Source organism: Pseudomonas sp. BN417 (genome assembly GCF_029871205.1).
Lineage (GTDB): Bacteria > Pseudomonadota > Gammaproteobacteria > Pseudomonadales > Pseudomonadaceae > Metapseudomonas.
The window spans coordinates 20666-46917 of sequence record NZ_SSOJ01000155.1; the positions used below are offsets into that span (position 1 = coordinate 20666).

General features: G+C 63.8%; 4 protein-coding genes and 1 pseudogene. All 5 read right to left on the reverse strand.

Going from position 1 to position 26252, the window contains the following annotated elements; all coding sequences use genetic code 11:
- Nucleotides 1–52: 52 nt before the first annotated feature.
- On the reverse strand, nucleotides 53–1381 hold the full coding sequence (locus E8F11_RS25210; RefSeq protein WP_280291647.1) for an MFS transporter: 1329 nt from the start codon (nucleotides 1379–1381) through the stop codon (nucleotides 53–55).
- 60 nt (nucleotides 1382–1441) lie between these two features.
- On the reverse strand, nucleotides 1442–2683 hold the full coding sequence (locus tag E8F11_RS25215; RefSeq protein WP_280291652.1) for a glutamine synthetase family protein: 1242 nt from the start codon (nucleotides 2681–2683) through the stop codon (nucleotides 1442–1444).
- Between the two features lie 279 nt (nucleotides 2684–2962).
- Nucleotides 2963–13393 carry a peroxidase family protein gene (locus E8F11_RS25220; RefSeq protein WP_280291648.1) on the reverse strand — a complete coding sequence of 3477 codons (10431 nt, stop codon included), beginning with the start codon at nucleotides 13391–13393 and terminating at the stop codon, nucleotides 2963–2965.
- An 854-nt stretch (nucleotides 13394–14247) separates the two neighbouring features.
- Entirely contained in the window at nucleotides 14248–24924 is a 10677-nt protein-coding gene (locus E8F11_RS25225; RefSeq protein WP_280291649.1) for a peroxidase family protein, read from the reverse strand.
- 833 nt (nucleotides 24925–25757) lie between these two features.
- Nucleotides 25758–26252: pseudogene (locus E8F11_RS25230) on the reverse strand (calcium-binding protein); the annotation flags it as partial.

Below are 26252 nucleotides of genomic sequence, written 5' to 3' on the forward strand. Positions count from 1 at the left end.
CAGGTAGCCACACCGGTCGATCATTGGGCAAAAACGGTGTGGCGTTGGGCCACTACTTGTTGGGCTGCGGCTGCTCCGGAATGTCCTCGGGTGGCACGTCAGACGGCGGTGCCCCATCGCCATTCTGCATCTGGTCGTGCACCGACTTTTCGTCGACTCGCGGGTCCAGGGCCGCAACCAACGGCGAACTGATCATGTTGTCGGGCGTGGGCACGTGGTGCAGCGGCGCCTCGTCGACCCGGTGCAGGCCGGTGACAGCATCCGGACGCACCCGCAACACCAGGACCGCCGCGCAGAAGCAGACAAAGGCATAGAGCATGTTCGGCCCCAGTTGCTTCATCAGTGCGCCGGTCAATAACGGGCCGATACTGGCGCCGACACCGAAAGTGATCAGCAGCATCGCGGTGAGCGAAACACGACGCTCAGCCTCTATATGGTCATTGGAGAAGGCCACCGCCAGCGGATAAAGGCTGAACTGCAGCAGACAGACCAGGAAGCCCACCGGGAACAGAACCTCCAGCGGAACCTCGGGCATGATCGCCAGCGGCAGCGCGGAGAGTGCGAGCAAGGCCGCCGTGCTGCGGATCAGCACGGCGCGGTCATGGCGGTCGGACAGCCAGCCGAGCGGCCACTGCACCAACAGGCCGGCGAGGATGCATGTGCCCATGAACAAGCCCACCTGGTTGATGGGCAGGCCCTGGGCGGTCGCATAGAGTGGCGCAAGACCGTAGAAGGAACCGATCACCAGGCCGGAGACCAGCACCGTGGTCATCGACTGCGGCACCCGCTTGATGAAGAAGCGCGGCTCCAGCGGCGCCGGGTGCAGGGGCGCCGGGTGCAACTTGCGAGTCAGGGCCACCGGTACCAGGCACAGGGCGAAGCACATGGCGACCAGCATCAGCAGCTCCGGTCCCAGCCCCGGGTGCAGCACCAGGACCAGTTGGCCCAGCACCAGACCGAGGTAGGAGGCCACCATGTAGCCGGCGAATACCTGCCCACGCTGGCTGGCGTCGGCCTGCTCGGTGAGCCAGCTCTCGATCACCATGTACTGGCACATCATGCCCAGGCCCACCAGCATCCGCATGAACAGCCACACCGGCAGGATATCGATCAGCCCATGACCGAGCACCGCCGCCGTCACCACCCCGGCGCAGGCCACATAGGCACGGATGTGCCCGACCCTGGCGATCAGTCGGTGACCCAGCTTACCGCCAAGGATCAGGCCGAAATAGTTGGCCGCCATCAGGGCGCCGACCCAGAGCCCGTCCACCTTGTCGGCGGCCAGACGCAGCCCCAGGTAGGTACTGAGCAGGCCGGAGCCGATCAGCATGAGCAGGGTGGCGAAATACAGTGCGCGAAACGACTTCCAGATCCGATGCATCGGCGCTCCAGGCGGCTCCATGTACAGGGAGGGCCGCCCGATCGGACGGCCCTTGGGCGATCACACCTGGGAAGCGAGGATGCGTCGTTCCCAGGGCGTGATCTCATCGAAGAAGCTGCTGAGCTCCATCGTCTTGGTAGCAATGTAGCCTTCGATGAACTCCTTGCCGAACAGTTCACGCGCCAGATCGCTGCGTTTCAGACGTTCGATGGCCCCATGCAGGGTACAGGGCAGCAGCAGTTCGTCGGGCGCGTCGAACTCGCCCTGGATCGGCGCGCTCGGTCGCAATTGCTGTTCCATCCCGTAAAGCCCCGCCGCCAGGCTGGCGGCAATGGCCAGGTAGGGGTTGGCGTCGGCCCCGGGCAGGCGGTTTTCCACCCTTCTGGCCACCGCCGCGCTGGCCGGAATGCGCAGGCCCGCCGCGCGATTGTCATGGGACCAGCAGGCATTGTTCGGCGAGGCATAGGGGTGGCAGAGCCGCTGGTAGGAATTCACGTTGGGCGCGAACAGTGCGGTGAAGTCCGCCATGGCCGCTTGCTGCCCGCCGATGAAATGCGCGAACGCAGCGGTCGGCTCCCCCTGGTCGTCACTGAAGATGTTCCGGCCGTCATCGCTCGTCACCACGCTCTGGTGGATGTGCATCGAACTGCCCGGCGTATGTGCCAGTGGCTTGGCCATGCACACCACCTGGATACCATGCCTGAGCGCAATCTCTTTCAGCAGGTGCTTGAAGAGAAATGTCTGGTCCGCGAGCAAGAGCGGGTCGCCGTGGAGAAAATTGATCTCGAACTGGCTGATGCCCATCTCGTGCATGAAGGTGTCGCGCGGCATGCCGAACCCCTCCATGGCGCGATAGACCTCCTCGAAGAACGGCCGCAAGCCATTGTTGGACGACACACTGAATGCCGAGCAACCCGTCTCGCGGCGGCCATCCAGGCCCAGCGGCGGCTCGAAGGCCTGTCGCGGATCGGGGTTGGGCGCAAAGACGAAGAACTCCAGCTCTGTAGCCACCACCGGTTTCCAGCCATGCGCCGCATAGCGCTCCACCACCTTGCGCAGGAGGCCGCGGGTGGAAAGCCCGGATGGCCGGCCATCCAGCTCCTGGGCATCGCAGATAGCCAGGGCGCGCGGCCTTTCGCTCCAGGGCAGGCGGTGCACCTGGCTCGCCTCCGCGACGAGGGCCAGGTCACCATCATCGCTGCCATAGAAGCGTGCCGGCGGGTAGCCGCCCATGATGCATTGCAACAGCACGCCCCTGGCCAGTTGCAGGCGGCGCCCGGAAAGGAACCCCTCCCCCGTCATCACCTTGCCCCGCATCACTCCGTTCAGGTCCGGGGTAACGCACTCGACCTCTTCAACGCCAGCCAGGCGCTCGGCGAGCGGGCTGCGGACTTTGCTAGTCATGATTGTTGTCCTTGTACACGACGGCCGCTCCATAGTGCGGTCTGTACAAAAATACGCACCGGCCGTTCGAAATATCAAGCAGCAGCAAGGACGATTTCCACAGACGGGCAAAAGGGATGGGGCGCAATGCGCCCCATCCCTTTTTCAGTTGCGATAATCGGCTTCCGGCCTGCCTCCTCAGGACAGGATGAAGTCCGCCTGCGTGATGCTGGTGGTATCGGCCACGCCCACCAGGGTCAGGGTATTGGCGCCGATGGTCACCACCGTGCTGCCGGCAACACCGGTGATGGCCACATCGGCGGCGAAGCTCGCCGCGGTGATGCCCAGAGCCGCGACGTTGATCTGGTCCTGGCTGCCATCCGGGTTGGCGCCGAAGCCCAGCACCGCATCATGGCCGCTGCCGAACACGAACATGTCGTTGCCCAGGCCGCCATTCATGATGTCGTTGCCAAGACCGCCCGCCAGCACATCGTTCCCCGCGCCCCCCACCAGGGTGTTGTCCAGCGTGTTGCCGGCACCGATGAAGTTGCCCGTACCGCCGAAGTTCAGGTTGTCGACGTTGTCGCCCAGGACGTATGACGCGAGCCCGGTCCACACGGAGTCCAGCCCGGCGTTGGCCAGTTCCATCACCGCGTCGCCGACATCCGTCACTTCATAGATGTCGTTGCCTTGGCCGCCGAACATGGTATCCGCGCCCGCCCCGCCGATGAGTACATCATGGCCACTGCCACCCACCATGATATTGGCCAGCGCATTGCCCACACCGGTGAAGTTGCCGATACCGCCGAAGTACAGGTTCTCGACGTTGTCCGTCAGGCTATAGCTCCCGAGCGAGGTCCAGACACTGTCATCGCCAGCCCCGCCCAGCTCCAAGACGCTATCGCCCAGGTCCGTCACCTCGTAGGTATCACTGCCGGCGCCACCGGACATGGTATCCGCGCCTGCGCCCCCAATGAGCATATCGTTGCCGCTGCCGCCCACCATGTTGTTGGCCAGCGCATTACCGATGCCTTTGACATTCGCCGTGGCAACGAAGTGCAGGTTCTCGACATTGTCGGGCAGCGCATAGGTCGTCAGCGACGTATAGACGATGTCCTCGCCCTGACCGCCCTGCTCCATGACGGCATCGCCGAACTCCCTCACCTCGTAGATATCGTTGCCGGCGCCGCCGAACATCGTATCCATGCCCTCGCCGCCGCGCAGCAAGTCATTGCCCGTGGCGCCGACGATGATGTTGTCCAGCGCGTTGCCGGTACCGACGAAGTCACCCAGGCCGCCGAAGTACAGGTTCTCAAGGTTGGCACCCAGGGTGGTGTTCGACACTGCCGTCCAGACCGTGTCGTTGCCGCCGCCGGCCAGTTCAGTGACCACGTCGGCGGCGTCGGTCATCTCGTAGGTGTCGTTGCCGACGCCGCCGACCATCGTATCGGCCCCGGTGCCGCCGATGAGCATATCGTCGCCGCCCTCACCGACGAGGGTATCGTCACCCAGCCCGCCCTGCAGGAGGTCGTTGGCGTCGCCCGCATCTATCCTGTCGGCCCCGATGGTGCCGACCAGATTGTCGACCCCGGCAGTACCTGTGATAAGGGCACCTACTACAGCCGTCGCAGCCGAGGTGCGCGAGGTGGTCGTGCCGAAGTCATCGGTGAAGGTGACGACCACCCGCAGTTGCTGGCCGACATGCGTCGCCGTCGGCGTGAAGCCGCGGTTGGTCGCCCCGGCCATGTTGGTAAAGGCGCCCCCATTGCTCGACGACTGCCACTGGTAGGTGAAGATCGAGGTGGTGAGCCCATCCGGGTCGTCGATGGTGCCCTGCCCGGCGATCAGCCCCTGGCCCTGGGTCGGGCTCATGTCGCTGATCGACGGTTCCCCGGTGGTCGCATCCGGCGCGGCAGTGGCGAGCACCGCAGCGGTCGGCGCCGAGAACACGGTCTCCACTACGCCCTTGGCGTCGCGGTAGACTGCCTTGAGCCGCAGTTGCAGCCCGACCAGGTCAGCGGTGACGCGGAAGGTCGGTCCGGCCGCCGCGTTCAGCTCGCCACCGGCGGCCAGGGTCTCGATGTCGACGAAGACGCCGTCGCCGTTGTCCACCTGCCAGAAGTAGGCGACGTTGCCGGTGATGGTGCCGCCGGGGTTGTCCGCATCGCTGACATTCGGTACCGAGGCCTTGAGCAGCGTGCCGAGCTCGGGCGTCATGTCATTGATGCTGGCCAGTCCATCCGGCAGGCTGTTGTCGCCGGGGGCGGCCTCCAGCATATCGTCGGCGAACTGCAGGCGCTCGATGCCGGTCAGGCGGTCGGTCCCATCGCGGCCGGCGACCGAGTCAACGACGGTGATGACGTCGTCACTGAAGTCGATCGTGGTGCCGTTGTTGTCGATCTGGATGTCATATTCACCAACATTGCCACGGAACACCGCCGTGTCGTAGTTGGGCCCGGTAGCCTGGAGGATCTCCCGGACTATCACCAGTTGGCCCGGGTTGTAGGTGCCGTTGACCATGAAGGGGGCCATTTGCTTCAGGTTGTTGAAGCTGGCGATCTCGGGGCCAGTGCCATCGGCGTTCTGCCGGACGCTGATGCGCACATTCAGCCACTTGTCACCGTCGATCAGGTCATCGCCGCCACCGCCCTCGAGGGTGTCGCTACCGGCACCACCGAGGATGATGTTGCCGCTGCCGAACTGGTCGTCGGCCGTTCCGACCAGGGTATCCCCCCCTGCCGCTGCCGTGCCGAGGAACGCCTGCAGCCCGCTGATCAGGCTGAAGTTGGTCATCACGCTGCCATGGGCGCCTGAAGTGGCGATAAGCGCCGCATCGGCATCGTCGCCGCGAATCAGGTCGCTGAAGGCCGAGCCCGACACACCTTCGGTGGACTCGAAGCGCGACAGCACGGAGGTGGCGCCGGGGGCGATGGGGGCCTCGTTAAAGGCGCGCAGGCGCATGTCGATGCTGACTCCGGCCGGGTCATCCTTGAACACCGCCCAGTCGAAGCCCGACATGCCGACGTAGCGGTCGCCCTCGCCGCCGTTGCCCATCATGACGTCGTCACCGCCCTCGCCGTCCATGCGGTCGATGATGCCGAACTCGCCGAGGAAGACGTCATGGCCGATGATCGGGTCATTGCCGAAGGAATCGAAGTTGTCGCCGGCCGCGCCGTCGGGCATCCCGCGTTCGATCCAGTCGTCGCCCTCGTTGCCGAAGACGAACTCGTTGGCCCGCACGCCGAGGATGAAGTCGTTGCCGACACCGCCGAAGGACTCGGAGGCATCTTCGATATTGATGATGAAGTCGTTGCCGAAGCCACCGATCAACAGGTTGATGCCGTTGCCGCCATGGATGACGTCGTTGCCCTCACCGCCCTGGATGTTGTCGTCACCCCCCTTGTCCGTGAGGATGTCGTCACCGGCACCACCGAAGATCATGTCGTTGCCGTCGCCGCCTTCCAGGCGGTCGTTGCCGGCATCGCCGTGCAGGGTATCGTCACCGATGCTGGAGATCAGGGTGTCGTTGCCGGCGCTGCCACCCAGCACCACGTGGTCCTCTCCGGTGTACTTGAGGAAGTTGGCACTGCGCAGCACCAGCGGGATCAGCGGGCTGGTACCCAGCGGATCATCGCGTCCGGTGGCACCGAGCCCGGTGAACTGCTGGGTCGGGTCCACTTCCAGGGTGAAGGCCGGGGTGGAGAAGATATCCCCCGGCAGGTGAGTGGCGCTGGTATTGGCCATCACCAGCTTGGCGAAGGAGTTGTTCTCCAGCTCGGTGAGGAAGTTCAGGCCGGCGGTACGCTCCAGGTAGTAGAAGCGGTCGCCGTCCTGGAGTTTCTCCATCTGCGTCTCGAAGACGAAGTTGAAGGTGGAGCCCAGCAGGCCGCCGAAGGGCATCTGCCTCTCGGCCAGGCCGCCGACCCACAGGTCGATGTCATTCACCCCGGTGGCAGCCGCCGGTCCGTTGAGGAAATCGATCCGGTCGGCCGGCGCACCGTCGCCGCCGAATACCAGGGCGAAGGCCGCGGCGCGCTTGTCCGCCAGGGTGGTGGCGCTGGTCACCGACACATGGGTGCCATAGGCGGCGATGAAGTTGACCACCGCCTCCTGGTGCTTCAGGTTCATCGCGAAGTCCAGCCAGCTGGCATAGGGCTTGAGCTGGGTGTCCCCGGTCATGGTGAAGAATTCCTGGCGGGCCGCGTTGAGCGAGGGCACGCCGGTATCCCGTCCCCGGGTCAGGTTGATGGTGGCCAGGTCCAGCGGCAGGCCCAGCAGGTTGTTGCGCAGGGCCTCGGTGACGAACTCGTCGATCTCGTTGCCGAGCTGACGGGTCATGCCACGGACGATGGCGCCGGCCGCTTCGTCGGCGCTGACCGTGACGGTGCCTCCCGCGCCGTTGCTCAGCTGGTTGAACGCCAGCGGATTGAGGAAGGCATCGATCAGGCCCATGGAACTGTCGACGAAGTTGGCGTCGAGGCGGTCCACGGTCTCGGTCAGCATGGAGTGGCCGAAGCGGTACACCACATGGGCGAACTCGGCGACTATGGCCGGATTGATGGTGGAGTCATAAACCTGGGTCGGCGCGAAGAAGATGTCGACCTGCGGCTGTACTTTGCGGGCGAACTCCTCGAACACCAGGTGCTGGTACTGCATCTCGGTGGAGAAACGCGCCGCCTGGAACAGGCGTTCGCCGTTCCAGACACCGGGCGACAATTGCCATTCGGCGATGAAGGCCGGGTCGTTGCTGGCCAGCACCACATCCTTGATGTGCTCGACCATGCGATTGTGCTCGGCGTGGAACACATGGTGCACCGACGTCAGACCGATGTTCTCGTTGCCGCGGCCGTCGCCGGTGGCGAAGTGGGCGTCGAGCAGTTCGTTGTCGTAAGTGTTGGGATTGCCATCGTCGGTGCCGGCGACGCCGTCGGCGTCTGGCGTCAGCAGGGCCCCGGTGGTGGAACTACGCGGGTTGGCACTGTGAGCGATGTCGTCGAGGAACGCATGGTTGGTGCGCACCACGTTGCCGGGCACCGCCAGGCCGCCCGCCACGCCTTCGACGGTCCCGGTGGTAGTGACGTACTGGGCAAAGCCGTTGGCGCCGGGCACGAACTTGCCATAGGCGTCGGTGACCAGCATCGGCAGGTTGGTGACATCGGCATCGGTAAGGATGATGCCGAGCATCAGGGCCTGCGCCTTGACCTCCGCCCAGGTGGGCAGGCCGCCGGTGGCGCCGTCCAGCAGGTTGCCGGTGGCGACCGGATCACCCGCAGCGTTCAGCTCGTACTCGCGCAGGAATACCTGGTGCGAGGCATGGGAGGTGTAGGTCTGGTTCTGGTCGACGAAGGGGGTGGTCAGATTCGTGTGCTGGTGGATGTCGTCCGAGGTGCCCAGCACAGTGTCAGCGCCAGCCTGTACCAGGGTGTTGGTGGCCCGGCTCAGCAGCATGAAGCGCTGTGCCACCGGCAGGTCATCCGTGGTGCCGAGCACGCCATCGCCCCCAAGCACCAGCGGGTCGTCGTCGGCCAGCGGCACGAAGACGATGCCGTTGCCGCCCTTGTGTACCAGGTCCAGGCCATGGTCGAAGAACTGGCCGAACAGGGTGAACCAGGAGTTGAAGCCGGCCGACAGGCCTTCGTCAGGCGCGGTGTTGGGAATGAACAGCGGTTGCCCTGCCGGAACGGCCGCACCATTCAGGTCCAGCAGCGTGCCCACTGCGAACGGCAGCTGGGTAGCCGGGTTGATCTGCGTGCCATTAGCCAGCACACCCATCCCGGCGTCCACGAATGCCTGCACCGCCACCGGGTTGGAGATGGTCTGGTCCACCACCAGGTTGGAGATGGTCCGCGGGTCGGAGTCCACCACGTTCCCGTCCTGGGCATAGTTGGTATTGGTGGTACCGGCAAAGGGGTCCTCGTCGTTTTCGTCGCGGAAGAACTGATCCAGCATCGTCGGGAACGGAGCGTCCGCCGCGCCGAACTCTTCCTGTCCCGTAACCAGGTTGTTGAACGAGCCATCCACGGTACGCAGCCCCATGGCCACCCGCGAGTTCGGCAGAATATCCGCCAGGCTCTCGCCGGCCGCATGGCGCTCGGAGATCCTGATCTGGTCGAGGATGAACTGCAGGTCCCCGCGGATCAGGTGCACGCCGCCATTGATGGGGTCGGTGGGGCTCTCGGCCGGAATCGGCGCCACCGGCGTGGTGGGCACTATGCCCTCCACCGCGGCGGTGGGCGTGGAGAAGGCGGTCTCCATCACGTCTGCATCGTCCAGGTAGATCGCCTTGACGCGGATCGCCACGCCGTCAAGGTCACCGGTGACGCGGAAGGTGTCGCGGGATGCTGTCGAGGGCGCATCGCCGCCCAGGGTGACGATGTCCTGGAAGATGCCGGGCGCCACCTCGAACTGCCAGACAAAGGTGACCGGCCGCCCGGCCAGGGTTCCGCCGGTGATGTCCGCATCGGTCACGCCGGCCACCGAGGCCCGCAACAGCTGGCCGACGGCCGGGGTGTTGTCCACGGCGTTGCTGTTGGCATCGAGGATGGTCACCGTGCCCACCGGCAGGCTGTTGAGGCCCAGCAGCGGATCGGGCTCGACGAACTGGCCGATGGCCGCATCGAACACCAGCGTCTGGTCAGAGAACTGGATGCGTTCGATGTTGACCAGGGAATCGGTGCCCTCGGTGAGGGCGGCCGTGCCGACGTTGTCGGTGACAGTGGTGACGCCGTTGAGGGTGGTGACGGTGTAGTTGGCGCGGGGGCCGGAATAGACCGCGGTATCCACGTGATTGTTGTCATCCAGGATTTCGCGGACGATGCTCAGCTGGCTCGGGTTGACCGCGCCGGAGAGCATGAGTGGGATCAGGTCCCTGATGGTCAGCACGCTGTCGATGGGATTGGCGCCTATCTGCACCCGCACGTTGAGCCAGCTGTCGCCATCGATCAGGTCATTACCGCCGCGACCTTCGATGATGTCGCTGCCGGCGCCGCCGAGGAGGATGTTGCCGGAAGCGAAGGAGGTCACGACGGGTACCGCCGCGGTACCCAGCATCTGGTTGAGGAAGTCCTGCAGGCCGTTGATCAGGGCGATGTTGGTCAGGACACTGCCGTTGGCGCCTTCACCGGGGATGGAGTCGGCATCGGAGTTGTCGCCTTTCAGGACGTCGCCGAAGGCCGAGCCGGACAGACCCTCCACGCCGGCGAAGCGGTCCATCAGGCCTGCGTTGGATGCCGTCACCGGGGGCTCGACGAAGTCGTCGATCAGCAAGTTGGCGGTCACCCCGCGCGTCTCGCGGCTGTAACTGGCCCAGTCGAAGCCTGAGGCACCGTCGACGTGGTCGGAGCCGTCGGAGGCGACCGTGATGTCGTCGCCGCCCTCGCCCATCACCTCGTCGAAGCCGCCGCCGGTGATGAACACGTCGTTGCCCAACACGTCATCAGCGGCGAAGGGGGAGAAGTTGTCGCCGGGTGCGCCGTCCTGGGTGCCGATCTCGATCCAGTCGTCGCCTTCGTTACCCGCGGTCGGCAGGTTGGTCTTGGCGCCGTAGATGAAGTCGTTGCCCGGGCCGCCGAAAGTGTCGGAGACGTCTTCACCGGTGACGATGAAGTCGTCACCGGCGCCGCCCAGCAACAGGTTGAAGCCGTTGCCACCATGCAGGACGTCGTTGCCGTCCCCGGCGCGGATGGTGTCGTCGCCGCCGAGGTCGGTGATGATGTCGTCACCCGCGCCGCCTTCGAGGTTATCGACGCCGTCGCCACCTTCCAGGCGGTCGTTGCCTTCATCGCCCCAGAGGGTGTCGTCGCCGATGCTGCCGATCATGATGTCGTTGCCGGCCGTGCCACCCAGCACCACGTGGTCCTCGCCGGTGTAGCGCAGGTAGTTGGTATCCGGGCCGACGGTCTCGGGGTTGTCACGGATCACCAGCGCGAACATCGCCGCAGGGTCGGAAGGGTCGTCCCGCCCGGTGAGGCCCAGGCCGGTGAACTGCCGGGTCGGATCTACCTCCAGGGTAAAGGCCGGAGTGGAGAAGATATCCGCCGGCAGGTGGGTGACGTTGGTGTTGGCCATCACCAGCTTGGCGAAGGAGTTGTTCTCCATCTCGGTGAGGAAGTTCAGGCCCGCCAGGCGTCCCAGGTAGTAGAAGCGGTCACCGTTCTGCAGCGCCTCCATCTGGGTCTCGAAGACGAAGTTGAAGGTGGAGCCCAGCAGGCCGCCGAACGGCATCTGTTTTTCGGCCAGGCCGCCGACCCAGAAGTCGATGAAATCCACGCCGGTGGTGGTGATGCCATTGAAGTCATTGGCCCAGTCACCCGTGCTGTTCAAGAAGTCCAGACGGTCGATAGGCCCTTGTTCTCCCACACCGATCACACCGTCGCCATTGAGATCCAGGTCGCCAAAAACCAGCAGCATCGCAGCATCCCGCTTGGCCGCGAGAGTGGTCGCATTGACGATGCTCCCGTGAGTGCCGTAGGCGGCGATGAAGTTGACCAGGGACAACTCATGCTTGAGGTTGCCCATGAAGTCGACCCAGCTGGTATAGGCCTTCAACTGGCTGTCACCGGTCGCCTCGAAGAAGCTGCGACGTGCCGTGTTCAGCGAAGGCACGCCCGCATCGCGGCCGCGCGCGATATTGATGGTGGCCAGGTCCAGCGGCAGGCCCAGCAGGTTGTTGCGCAGCGCCTCGGTGACGAACTCGTCGACCTCGTTGCCCTGCTGGCGGGTCAGCCCGCGGATGATGGCGCCAGCCGCTTCCTCTGCGGTCGGGCCGCTGGCGGCGAAGGCCAGCGGGTTGAGGAAGGCCTGGATCAGGCCGATCTCGCTGTTGGCGAAATTCGGGTCCAGGCGGTCGATGGTTTCGGTCAGCATGGAGTGGCCGAAGCGATACACCACATGGGCGAACTCGGCAACGATGGACGGATCTATGGTGGAGTCGAACCCGTTGGGCGCCAGAAACTCATCGACGTTGGGCTGCACCTTGCGCGCGAACTCTTCGAACACCAGGTGCTGGTACTGCATCTCCGTGCCGAACTTGGCGGCCTGGAACAGGCGCTCGCCGTGCCACTGCAGCGCATCGATCTGCGCCTGCGTGGTCGGGAACGCCGCCGGCGCCGTGCCCGGCAGCAGCCACTGGCTGAGGAAGGCCAGGTCGGCGGAGGCAAGGATCACGTCCTTGGTCTGCTGCACCAGGCGGTTGTGCTCGGCGTGGAAGATGTGGTGCACGGAGGTCAGGCCGATGTTCTCGTTGACCCGGCCGTCACCAGCGATGTAGTGAGCATCCAGCAGCTCGTTGTCGAACGTGTTGCCGACGCCATCATCGACCCCGGCGACCAAGTCGCTATCGGCCCCCTTGAGCTGGCCGGTCTGGCTGTCATAGGGGTTGGCGGCGTGGGCGATATCGTCGAGGAAGGCGTGGCCGGTACGCACTGCATTGAGCAGGCTGATGGGCGCCAGTGGATTGCCTTCCACCAGCACGTCATCGGCGGTTCCGGCGATCTCGTCGAAGCCCTTCATCACTACCTGCGGGAAGCCGTTCGGCCCCTTGATGAAGTTGCCGTAGGCATCGGTGGCCAGCAGCGGAATGTTGTTGACGTCGGCGTCGGTCAGGTTGATGCCGAGGATGTCCCGGGCCTGGGCCTTGACCACTGCCCAGGTGGCCATGCCGCCAATGGGCGTATCGTCGCCGGTGCCGAAGCTGCCATCGACGCCCAGGTTGCGGTTGGTGATCAGCTCACCGGTGGCCATCGGACCATTGGCGGTCGAGACGTAGGCGCGCAGGAACACCTGGTGCGAGGGGTGCGAGCTATAGGTCTGGTTCTGGTCGACGAAGGGTGAGGTGGTGTTCAGGTGACGGTGCACGTCGTCAGCGGTGTTCATGAGGCCGTCGGCGCCAGCGCCCACGGCCACGTTGGTGGCACGGGTCAGCACCAGGAAGTTGGTGGCGGCCCCGGGAACGAAGAGCGGATCGTCCTCCTGCAGCGGGATGAAGATGGTGCCGCTGTTGCCCTTCTGCACCAGATCCAGGCCATGGTCGAAGAACTGGCCGAAGAAAGTGAACCAGGTGTTGAAGGGTGCGGACAGCCCTTCGTCAGGTGTGGTGTTGGGGATAACCAGGGGCTGCCCCGGCTGGACCGCCAAGCCATCGCCACCCAGCAGGGTGCCTACCGGGAACGGCAGCAGCGTGCTCGGGTCGATCTGGGTGCCGTCGGCCTGGGTGCCCAGACCAGCGTCGAGGAAGGCCTGGACCGCCGCCGGATTGCTCATGGTCTGGTCGACGATCAGGTTGGAAATGATCCGCGGATCGGCGTCCACCACGTTGCCGGCCAGGGGCCCGGTGGTGGCGTAGTTGTTGTTGGTCAGCTCGCCGCCCGGGGCGAGACCGTTGAGGTCGAAGACATCGTCGCCCTCATTGCGGAAGCGCTGATCGAGCATGAACGGGAAGAAGTTATCCGCCGAACCGAAGCTCTCCTGGCCGAAGACCAGGTGATTGTAGGAACCGTCAATGGTGCGCAGGCCCCAGGGCACCTGTGCGTTGGGTAGCAACGCCGACAGGTCCGCCCCCGCCGCGTGGGCTTCAGCGATGAGAATCTGCTCAAGAATGAACTCGAGGTCAGACTTGATGAAGTTGGCCATGTTTGTTTCCTCAATCCGACAGCAATTAGTCAGGCCGAATCACGCCCACGCGGGTGCGATTCCACGTTTCTTCGTAGGAAATCGATGAAGCCGGGCAAATCGAAGTCGCGGCCGAACCCGCCAAGCCTTGGTAGAAGCTCAGTTCCGACTAAGGTGATTTGTCCCAGCCCGCCCCGTCGGCGACGGTGGCGGCACTACTGCTCAATCGCAGGGCGGGCCGTGGAAGCGGACCCCCGAGGAGGCAAAGGTCGAGGAGACAGCCGCCCCCCCGCGCGGGCCTGAAGCAATACTCATGACGACGTTCTCCCTGGCTTTCTGGTGGCTGCTGCGGCGAATACGTCCATCAACGCAGTGACCTGCCAAAAAATAGTCATGCTCGTTCACACCCTGACTAAAGTTCCGGGCCCAAGCACTGTCAAGAATACGTCGCAATGTATTTCAAAATGTAAATATTCAATAAATACTTGAATTAAAAGGAAATACACAAAAGAAATAACCTTAGAATCCATTCAACATGCGGTATCACTCTCCCGGCAGTCCTGGCATGCTCTTCTCCATACCAACGAAACACCCGATTTAGAGCGGTCCGCTGGACGCTCCCCACTTATCAGCGGAATACCACCGTTGATTCAAGTGAGGAATCCGGGCATTTCAGAGGCATCTTTCTTGCTTGGACAGCTGCACGGATGCGATGGCATCGTCAGAAAACAGGCGCCGATCGCACAGCGACTTGGAAGCCTGGAATAGACGTGCCCAATCGAGTAGAAGGATTTCTCCAGTCATGAAAAAAGGGTGAAGCTCCTGGAGCTTCACCCCTTTCTCTTCCCGCAATTAGTCGGTTGCCTGGCGAGACCTCAGACCGCCAGGATGAAGTCCGCCTGGTTGATGCTCGCGGCATCGGCCACGCCCACCAGGGTCAGGGTGTTGGCGCCGATGGTCACCACCGTACTGCCGGCGACACCACTGATGGCCACATCGGCGGCGAAGCTCGCCGCGGTGATGCCCAGCCCCGCGACGTTGATCTGGTCCTGGCTGCCATCCGGGTTGGCGCCGAAGCCCAGCACCGCATCATGGCCACTGCCGAACACGAACATGTCGTTGCCCAGGACACCATTCATGATGTCGTTGCCAAAACCGCCCGCCAGCACATCGTTCCCCGCGCCACCCACCAGGGTGTTGTCCAGCGTGTTGCCGGCACCGAGGAAATTGCCCGTACCGCCGAAGTTCAGGTTGTCGAGGTTATCGCCCAGGAAATAGGACGCGAGCCCGGTCCACACGGTATCCAGCCCGGCGTTGGCCAGTTCCACCACCGCATCGCCGACATCCATCACTTCATAGGTGTCGTTGCCTTGGCCGCCGGACATGGTATCTGCGCCCGCCCCGCCGATGAGCACATCATGGCCACTCCCCGTCACCATGTTGTTGGCCAGCGCATTGCCCACACCGAAGAAGTTACCGCTGCCAGTGAACAACAGGTTCTCGACGTTGTCCGTCAGGGCGTAGCTCCCCAGCGAAGTCCGGACACTGTCATTCCCTTCCCCGCCCAGCTCCACGACGCTATCACCCAGGTCCGCCACCTCGTAGGTATCGTTGCCGGCGCCACCGGACATGGTATCCGCGCCCGCATCGCCGATGAGCAGATCGTTGCCGCTGCCGCCCACCATGTTGTTGGCCAGCGTATTGCCGATGCCTACGACATCGGCCGTGGCGACGAAGTGCAGGTTCTCGACATTGACGGGCAGTGCGTAGAACGTCTGCGAGGTAAAGACGGTGTCAATGCCCTGATCGGCCTGCTCCACCGCGGCATCGCCGAACTCCCTCACCTCGTAGGTATCGTTGCCGGCACCGCCGAACAGAGTATCCACGCCCCCGCCACCAATCAGCAGGTCATCGCCCATGGCGCCGACGATGATATTGTCCAGCGCATTGCCGGTGCCGACGAAGTTGCCCAGGCCGCCGAAGTACAGATTCTCGACGTTGGCCGTCAGGGTGGTGTTCGATACGGAAGTCCAGACCGTATCCACCCCGCTACCGAAGAACTCGCCAGTCACGTCACCCGCATCGGTCATCTCATAGGTGTCGTTGCCCAGGCCACCGGCCATCAAGTCGGCCCCGGCCCCGCCGATCAGCATATCGTCGCCAGACTCACCATTGAGGGTGTCGTCGCCCAGACCGCCGAACAGCGTATCGTTGCCGTCGCCGGCATTGATCAGGTCACCACCTATGGTGCCATTGAGGACATCGGCTCCGAGGGTCCCCAGGATCACCGCCCCCACCACCCCCGTTGTCGCGGACGTCCGCGTTTCCGCGCCGCCGAGGTCATCGGTGAAGCTCGCCACCACCCGCAGTTGCTGGCCGATTTGTGCGGTAGTCGGGGTGAAGCTGCGATTGGTAGCACCAGCGATATTGGTGAAGGCGACCCCGTCACTCGACGCCTGCCACTGGAAGTTGAAGATCGAGGTGGTGAGACCATCCGGATCATCGATGGTGCCCTGGGACGCCGCCAGCGCCAGGCTTTCGGTCGGACTGGTGTCGCTGATGGCTGGTTCGCCCGTGGCCGCATCCTGGGCCGGAGTGGCCGACACCAGTGCAGTCGGTGCCGAGAACACGGTTTCCACCACACCATGGGCATCCCTGTAGATCGCCTTGACCCGCAGGGTCTGGCCGGCGAGATCGGCAGTCACTCTGAAGGTTTCGCCACTCGCCGTCTGGTCCGCAGCTGCGACATCGATCTGGATGATGTCCCTGAACAGGCCATCACCGTTGTCCACCTGCCAGTAGTAGGCCACCTGGCCGGTGACCAAACCGCCAGGGTTGTCCGCATCCGTGACTCCGGGAATGGACGCCTTCATCAGGGTGCCAACTTCAGGCGTCACATCGTTCACCGTCACCAGCCCTTGCGGAAGGAAATTGCCCGAAGGGGCCAGGAGCATTGCCTGATCGGCGAACTGCAGCCGTTCCACACCGGTCAATCGGTCGACGCCATCCCGGCCGACTTCCCCGTCGGTCACGGTGACGATGTCGTCACTGATGTCGAGCGCAGTGCCGTTGTTGTCGATGCTGACCGTGTAATCGGCGGCATTGCCGGTGAAGCCGACCGTGTCATAGCTGAAGCCTGCACCCGGCAGGATCTCGCGCACGATGACCAGTTGCCCCGGATTGAAGAACCCCGACGTCATGAAGGGTACGAGTTCGGTAAGGTTGCTGAAGCGGGCAATCTCCGCCCCCGTGCCATCGATGTTGGCACGCACACTGATGGCGACGTTCAGCCACTTGTCGCCATCGATCTGGTCATCGCCGCCACCGCCCTCGATGAGATCACTACCGTTGCCACCGAGGATGACATTGCCGGCGCCGAAGCTGTCGTCGGCATTGCCCAGGATACCGTCCGGACCGGCGGCGGCAGCCCCCAGGAAGGCGCGCAGACCGTCGATCAGATCCAGGTTGGTCAGTATGCTGCCGGTGAAGCCGGAGACGGAAATGGCCGCCGCGTCGAAATCATCGCCACGCAGGACATCGCCGAATGCCGACCCCGACAGGCCTTCGGTGGATTCGAAGCGGGCCAGTACCGACGCCGCGGAGGCGCCGAGCGGGGCTTCGTTGAAGGCACGGAAGCGCATATCGATATTCACGCCGCCCGGATCATCCTTGAACGCTGCCCAGTCGTAACCGGAACCGCCGATGTAGCGGTCGGTCGGGCCGCCATTGCCGACCATGATGTCGTCGCCGCCCTCACCTTCCATCCGGTCGATGGTGCCCTGCCCGATGAACACGTCATTGCCGACTATGGCGTCCAGGCCGCGGGCGTCGAAGTTCTCGCCGGCACTGCCGTCGGCCATGCCGTGCTCGAGCCAGTCGTCGCCCTCGTTACCGAACACCATTTCGTTCGGCCGTACGCCCAGGATGAAGTCGTCGCCCGGGCCGCCGAAACTCTCCGACTCGTCCTCGCCGGTGATGATGAAGTCCTTGCCGAAGCCACCGAGCATCAGGTTGATGCCGTTACCGGCATGGATCACGTCGTTGCCGTCGCCACCCTGCAGGTTGTCGTCGCCACCCAGGTCCGTGATGATGTCGTCGCCAGGGCCACCCTGGATCATGTCGACGCCATCGCCACCCTCGAGCCTGTCATTGCCGGCATCGCCGTACAGCGTATCGTCGCCAATGCCGGAGATGAGGATGTCATTGCCTGCGGTACCGCCCAGGACCACATGGTCTTCGCCGGTGTAGTGCAGGTAGTTGGCATCGACTCCCGGGGTCGTCGGGTCATCGCGTATCACTAGCGGACGCAGGGCACTACCGCCTTGCGGATCGGAATTGCCGAACAGGCCGTCGGCACCCGCCACATCGTCGGCCGTCCCCTGGATGCCATCCAGCCCGGCCTCGTTCAGGCCGGTGTGCTGTGCCAGGGAGTTGGCCTCGAGGATGAAGGCCGGTGTCGAGAACACGTCACCCGGCAGGTGCGTGGCATTGGTGTTGGCCATGATCAGCTTGGCGAACGAGTTGTTCTCCAGTTCGGTGAGGAAGTTCAGCCCCGCCGTGCGCTCCAGATAGTAGAAACGGTCGCCGTTCTGCAGCTTCTCCATCTGGTTTTCGAACACGTAGTTGAAGGTCGAGCCCAGCAGGCCGCCGAAGGGCATCTGCCGCTCGGCCAGGCCACCGACCCAGAGGTCGATGTCGTCGACGCCAGTGGTTGCGGCGGGGCCGTTCAGGAAGTCGAGGCGGTCGGCCGCCACCACCCCATCCCCGTTCTGATCCGTGCCAAAGACCAGCTCCATGGCCGCCAGGCGCTTGTTGGCCAGCGTCGTCGCACTGGTCACGCTCACGTGGGTGCCGTAGGCGGCGATGAAGTTGATGATCGACGACTCATGCCGCAGGTTCATCGCGAAGTCGACCCAACTCGAATAGGGCTTGAGTTGGGCATCGCCGGTGGTGGTGTAGAAGTCCAGACGCGCCCTGTTAAGCGACGGTACGCCGGTGTCGCGGGCGCGGGTCATGTTGACGGTCGGCAAATCGAGCGGCAGGCCGAGCAGGTTGTTGCGCAGTGCATCGGTCACGAAGTTGTCGATCTCGTTGCCCTGTTGCCGGGTCACGCCGCGCACGATGGCGCCGGCCGCCTGTTCAGCGGTGAGGGTGCCGTTGGCATTGAACGCCAGCGGGTTGAGGAAGGCCTGCACCAGGCCGATCTCGCTGGAGGCGAAGTTGGGGTCGAGCCGATCCACGGTCTCGAGCAGCATCGAGTGGCCGAAGCGATACACCGCGTGGGCGAACTCGGCGACTATCGCCGGGTTGATGGTCGCGTCGTAGCCCTGGCCTTCGGTCAGGAACACGTCCACCTGCGGCTGCACCTTGCGGGCGAACTCTTCGAACACCAGGTGCTGGTACTGCATCTCGGTGCCGAAGCGCGCCGCCTGGAACAGGCGCTCGCCATTCCACTGCAGGGCGTCGATCTCCCCTTGCGTGGTGGGCAGGGTCGTGATCGGCGTCCGCAGCCACTGGTTGACGAAGGCGACGTCATTGCTGGCGATCACCACGTCCTTGATATGCCCGACCAGGCGGTTGTGTTCAGCGTGGAACACGTGGTGCACGGCGGTAAGGGCGATGTTCTCGTTGACCCGGCCGTCACCGGCCATGAAGTGCTCGGCCAGGAGTTCGTCGTCGTAGGTGGTGCCCAGGCCATCGTCGACTCCGGCAATGAGATCGGCATCCGCAGTCAGCGGGACGCCGAAGGCACTGAAGGGGTTGGCGCTGTGGGCGATGTCGGCGAGGAACATATGGCCGGTGCGCAGGGCGCCGACCGCGGTGGGACTGATCGGCGCGGCCGGATCGCCTTCAACCAGCACGTCGTCCGTCGTCTGGGCGATGCCGTCCGCACCGAGGTCAACGATCAGTTGAGCGAAGCCATTCGGGCCAGGAACGAACTTGCCATACGGATCCACACGGACCAGCGGCACGTTGAGGGCATCGAAGTCACTCAGCTCGATGCCCAGCAGGTCGCGTGCCTGGGCCTTGACCACGCCCCAGGTGGCCATCCCACCAAGCTCGATGTCGTTGCCGTTGCCGAAGATGCCGTCCACCAGGTCCCTGTTGGTGATCAGCCGGCCGGTTGAAACCGGCACCCCCCCAACCAGCTCATAGGCACGCAGGAAGACCTGGTGCGCCGGATGCGAGGTGTAGGTCTGGTTCTGGTCGACGAAGGGCGTGGTCTGGTTGTTCTGCGTATGCACATCGTCAGCGGTCCCCAGTATACCGTCAACGCCAGGCAGGACCTGGGTATTGACGGCACGGGTGACCATCATGAACTGCAGGGCCGGGTTGGTCACCTCATCGCCGGTGCCGGCGATACCGTCCGGACCATGGGTGATCAGCGGATCGTCGGGCTGCAGCGGAACGAACACCGTACCGTTCTCACCCTTCTGCACAAAGTCGAGGCCGTGGTCGAAGAACTGCCCGAAGAAGGTGAACCAGGCGTTGAACGGTGCCGACAGACCCTCGTCAGGCGTGGTGTTGGGGATGGTCAGGGTCTGGCCACGCGGGATGACCACCCCGGCGAGGTCGAGGATGATCGGCGTGCCATCGGCATTGAACAGCAGCGCACCCGTGACCGGATCTACCGCCTGGGTGCCCAGCCCCGCTTCGAGGAAAGCCTGCACCGCCGACGGGTTGGTGATGGTCTGGTCGACGATCAGGTTGGAGATGATCCGCGGATCGGAGTCGACCACATTGCCATCCACAGGGCCCGTGGTGGCGAAGTTGGTGTTGGTGATGCCATTGAACGGAGCCTCGTCCAGGTCATTACGGAACTGCTGGGGCACCAGCAGCGGGAAGTCCTGGTCCGCGGCACCGAAGTTGGTCTGTCCCACGACCAGGTTGTTCAATGAGCCGTCTACCGTGCGTATGCCGAAGGGCACCCGCGAGTTGGGCAGCAGGGACAGCAGGTCCGCGCCGGCCGCATGCTGTTCCGAGATTAGGATCTGATCGAGGATGAACTGCAGGTCGCTGCGGATCATGTGCAGGCCGTTACCCGGGCTGACAGTGGGGCTCTCCTCCGGAATCGGCGCCGGCGGGGCTACGACTATGACGCCGGTGACCGGCGTGGTCGCCGCCGAGAACACGTTTTCCAGCGTCCCGTTGGCGTCCTGGTAGACCGCCCTGACCCTCAATGAAAGCCCGTCGAGATCGGGCGTGACGCGGAAGGTAGTGCCGTGGACCGTCGCCGGGTTGTTGGCACCCTCAGCGCGGAGGTCCTCGAAAATGCCCGTGTTGGCGATCCGTTCGACCTGCCAGACGAAGCTGATGGGGCCGGTGATCGCGCCGGTCCCCGGATTGTCGGCATCGGTGATATCCGCCGCCGAGACCGTCAGCACCTGATTCACCGCTGGCGTAGTGTCATCGATCGTCAGCTGGCCAACCGGCTCGGCGTTGAGTCCGGCCACCAGCACCACGGCCTGGTCGGCGAACTGCAGCCGCTCGATATTGACCACGCGGTCGGTGCCGTCGGGTCCCGCCACCACATTGCCATCGACATCCACCACCTGGTGCTGGACCGTGGTCACGCCGGTGACCGCATCGGTGGTCACGATGTAGTTGGCCAGGACATCGGAGAACACCGCCGTGTCGAAAGAGGCAACGGCGGCCGTATTGATTTCACGGACGATACTGAGCTGGCTGGGCGTGATTTCGCCGGACAGCATGAAGGGTATCAGCTCGGTCAGGCTGTCGACGGTGGTGATGACCGGTTGCCCCGGCTGCGGCACGTGGCCGGCCACCGCAATGCGCACATTGAGGAAGCGCTCGCCGTCGAGCAGGTCATCGCCACCACGGCCTTCCATGATGTCGCTGCCACCGCCACCGAGGATGATGTTGCCGGAAGCGAAGGAGGTCACCACGGGCACCGCTGCGGTACCCAGCATCTGGTTGAGGAAGTCCTGCAGGCCGGTGATGCGGGCGATGCCCGCGGCGTTGAGTCCGCCGTTCAGCGCGCCGGGTACATTGATTTCCACCGCGTCGGCATGATCGCCGCGCAGCACATCAGCGAATTGCGAGCCGGTCAGGCCTTCGACGAAGGCGAAGCGGTCGAGTATTCCCTGGTTCGAGGGCGCCACCGGCGGCTCGATGAGGTCGTTGACCAGCAGGTCGGCCGACACGCCGAGCGGATCGTTGTCATAGCTGGCCCAGTCGAAGCCGCCACCGCCATTGAAGTGATCTTCGCCGTCGGACAGGACCATGATGTCGTCGCCGCCTTCACCGTCGGCCTCGTCGAAGCCGCCACCGGTGATGATGACGTCATGGCCTTGCACGGTGCTGGCTTCCAGCGGGTCGAAGTTGTCGCCGCCGGCGCCGTCCGAGGTACCTATCTCGATCCAGTCATCGCCTTCGTTACCCAAGGTCTGCAGGTTCATCTGGGAACCGAGGATGAAGTCGTTACCCTGTCCGCCGAAGGTCTCGGTAACGTCTTCGCCGGTGATGATGAAGTCGCTGCCGTCACCGCCCAGGATGAGGTTTTCGCCGTTGCCGCCGTGGATGACGTCGTCGCCGGCATTGCCCTTGAGGACGTCGTCGCCACCCAGGTCGGTGATGATATCGTTGCCGTCACCGCCCTCGATATTGTCGACGCCATCGCCGCCTTCCAGCCGGTCGTTGCCGGCGTCACCCCAGATTGTGTCGTCGCCGATGCTGCCGATCAGGGTGTCGTCAAGGTCGGTGCCACCGAGCACCACGTGGTCTACGCCCGTGTAGCGCAGGTAGTTGGTGTCGACGCCGGGTGTCGCGGGGTTATCGCGGATCACCAGCGGGATCAGGGCGCTGCCGCCGAGCGGGTCGGAATTGAGGGGAAAACCATCCGGGCCAAGCACATCGTCGGCCGTACCCTGGACACCATCCGGCCCGGCGTCGTTCAGGCCAGTGCGTTGCAGCAGCGGATTGGCCTCGAGTATGAATGCCGGGGTCGAGAAGACATCCGCCGGCAGGTGCCGCGCATCAGTGTTGAGCATCACCAGCTTGGCAAAGGAGTTGTTCTCCATTTCGGTGAGGAAGTTCAGCCCCGCGAGACGGGCCAGGTAGTAGAGGCGGTCACCGTTCTGCAGTGCCTCCAGCTGGGTCTCGAAGACGAAGTTGAAGGTGGAGCCGAGCAGGCCACCGAACGGCATCTGCTTCTCGGCCAGGCCGCCGATCCAGAAGTCGACGAAATCCACACCGGTGGTGGTGATGCCATTGAAGTCATTGGCCCAGTCACCGGTGCTGTTCAGGAAGTCCAGGCGATCGGCAGGCTCGCCGACGCCGCCGAACACTATGGCAGCCGCAGCGGCACGCTTGGCGGCGAGGGTGGTCGCATTGATGATGGTCCCGTGGGTGCCGTAGGCCGCGATGAAGTTCACCAGCGACGCTTCATGCTTGAGGTTGCCCATGAAGTCGACCCAACTGGTGTAGGGCTTGAGCTGGTTGTCGCCGGTCATCTGGTAGAACTCGCGGCGCGCCGCGTTAAGCGAGGGCACGCCGGTGTCGCGGCCGCGGCTGATGTTGAGAGCGGGCAGGTCCAGGGGCAACCCCAGCAAATTGTTGCGCACCGCTTCGGTGACGAACTCATCGATCTCATTGCCCTGCTGGCGGGTCACGCCCCGGACTATGGCACCGGCGGCCTGCTCCGCTGTGACGGTTACGCCGCCGACCTGATTGAACGCCAAGGGGTTGAGGAAGGCCTGGATCAGGCCGATCTCGTCCGGAAAGAGGTTGGCATCGCGGCGTTCGATGGTCTCGACCAGCATCGAGTGGCCGAAGCGGAACACCACGCTGGCAAACTCGTTGACTATCGCCGGATCGATGGTGGCATCGAATCCATCCGGTGCGAGGAAGGCATCCACTTGCGGCTGAACCTTACGCGCGAACTCCTCGAACACCAGGTGCTGGTACTGCATCTCGGTACCGAACTTGGCGGCCTGGAACAGCCGCTCGCCGTTCCAGTCCAGCGCGGCGATTTCCGCCGGCGTGACCGGGAAGGTGGCCGGCGCGGTGCCCGGCATCAACCACGGGGTGAGGAAGGCCAGGTCGTTGGACGCCAGGATCACCGACTTGGTGTGGTCCACCAGGCGGTTGTGCTCGGAGTGGAACACGTGGTGCACGGCGGTCAGGCCGATGTTCTCGTTGACCCGGCCATCGCCGGCCATGAAGTGCTGACCCAGCAGTTCGTCGTCATAGGTGCCGCCGATGCCATCGTCGACGCCGGCGACCGCATCGGCATCCGGCAGTTTCTGGACCCCGGTCTGGCTATCGAAGGGATTGGCACTATGGGCGATGTCGACGAGGAAGGCATGCCCGGTGCGCACCGCGCCGACCAGGCTGATGGGGGCCGCTGGATTGCCCTCGACAAGGAAGTCATCAGAGGTACCGCCAATCCCGTCGAACCCCGCCATCACCACTTGCGGGAAACCATTAGGGCCCTTGATGAAATTGCCATAGAAGTCGGTGGCCAGCAGCGGGACACTGCCCACGTCGGCATCGGTCAGGTTGATCCCCAGCAGGTCGCGTGCCTGGGCCTTGACCACCGCCCAGGTGGACATGCCGCCGAGTTCCACGTCATCCGCGGAGCCGAATAGGCCATCAGCGCCCAGGCTGCGATTGGTGATCAGTTTGCCGGTGACCACCGGCTGACCGGCCGCATTCAGCTCATAGGCGCGCAGGAATACCTGGTGCGATGGGTGCGAGGTATAGGTCTGGTTCTGGTCGACGAAGGGCGACGTGGTGTTCAGGTGACGGTGCACATCGTCCGCGGTGTTCAGGATGCCGTCGGCTCCCGGCCCCACCGCGAGGTTGTCGGCCCGGGTGAGGACCATGAAGTTGCTTGCACCGCCCGGCACGAACAAGGGGTCATCCGGCTGCAGCGGAATGAACACGGTGCCGTTGTTGGCCTTCTGGATAAGGTCCAGGCCATGGTCGAAGAACTGGCCGAAGAAGGTGAACCAGGTGTTGAACGGTGCCGAGAGCCCCACGTCCGGGGCGGTGTTCGGGATGGTCAGCAGCGTCCCGGAGGGAATCGGGATGTTGTTCTGGTCCAGCAGGGTTCCGGTCGCGAATGGCAGGCCGGTTGCCGGATCGATCTGGGTGCCATCGGCGAAGGCCCCCTGTCCGGCATCGACGAACGCCTGAACCGCTGCGGGGTTGTTGCTGGTCTGGTCGGCGATCAGATTGGAGATGATCCGTGGATCGGCGTCGACCACGTTGCCGGCTACCGGTCCGGTGGTGGCGAAGTTGGTGTTGGTGACGAGGCCGCCGGGGGCCGGACCGTTGAGGTCGATGGTGTCACCATCCAGGTCATTGCGGAACGCCTGCTCGAGCATCAGCGGGAAGAATTGATCGGCCGAACCGAACCCGTCTTTACCGAGGATCAGATTATTGAACCTTCCATCGACGGTACGCAGACCGAAGGGCACCTGGCTGTTGGGCAACAGGGAGGCGAGGTTCTTGCCGGCTGCGTGGGCTTCAGCGATGAGGATCTGCTGAAGAATGAACTCGAGGTCAGATCGAATGAAGTTGGCCATTTATATGTCCTCAGTTCCGACAGCAAAAAGTCAGGCTGAATCACGCCCACGCGGGAGCGATTCCACGTTTGCAACGAAGAAGTCGAAGAAAAGACCGAATCGAATCCGCGAACGAAAGCACCGAGCCCTTATAAGGGCTCAGGTCTCAGAGGAATGATTCGGATCAATGACGCGCCGCGCTCTGCTTGGCGGCGGTCAGATACACGCGGTAGGCGGCCCGTGGAACAGGCCCGAAATGCGGACGCAAATCGGTAGGCATTCCAGCACGCGATGCCCCGACCACTCGATATCCATGATGACGGTCTCCCCAGCAGATCAAGCTGCCAAAGGCTGCAACGTCCCGTCCTGGATGCAGTCTGCCGAGAAATGACAATTTCTCATTCCTGACTAAAGTTCTGTGCCCAAGCACTGTCAAGAATACGTCGCGACATGTTTCAAAATGTAAAAATGCATTAAACAATTGAATTTAAAAAAAAATGTTAAAAACACCTACTCCAGGAACTCTTAAACATGCGGTAATACTGTCCCGGCAGTCCTGGCACGCCACATTCCACACCACCGAAAGCCCCGTTCCAGAGCGGCTCGCGCGACACTCCCATTTATCAGCGGAATACCACCGTTGATTCAAGTGAGGAATCCGGGCATTTCAAAGGCATCTTTCTTGCTAGAAAAATGCAGCAACCCAGGCTGTGACCCCGACAGTTCCGGCGTCCATCACAGATCGGCGTGGAAGCCTGGATCAAAGATGCGCAAGCAATGGGGACAGACTTCTCCCGCCATGAAAAACGGGGTGAAGTGCCAGGCACTTCACCCCGTCAGACCAGCTCGATGAATCAACCCGCGAGGATGAAGTCCGCCAGGGTGATGCTCGCGGCATCGGCCACGCCCACCAGGGTCAGGGTATTGGCGCCAATGGTCACCACGGTGCTGCCGGCGACACCACTGATGGCCACATCGGCGGCGAAGCTCGCCGCGGTGATGCCCAGCCCCGCGACGTTGATCTGGTCATGAGCGCCATCCGGGTTGGCGCCGAAGCCCAGCACCGCATCATGGCCGCTGCCGAACACGAACATGTCGTTGCCCAGGCCGCCATTCATGATGTCGTTGCCAAGACCGCCCGCCAGCACATCGTTCCCCGCGCCCCCCACCAGGGTGTTGTCCAGCGTGTTGCCGGCACCGATGAAGTTGCCCGTACCGCCGAAGTTCAGGTTGTCGACGTTGTCGCCCAGGACGTATGACGCGAGCCCGGTCCACACGGAGTCCAGCCCGGCGTTGGCCAGTTCCATCACCGCGTCGCCGACATCCGTCACTTCATAGATGTCGTTGCC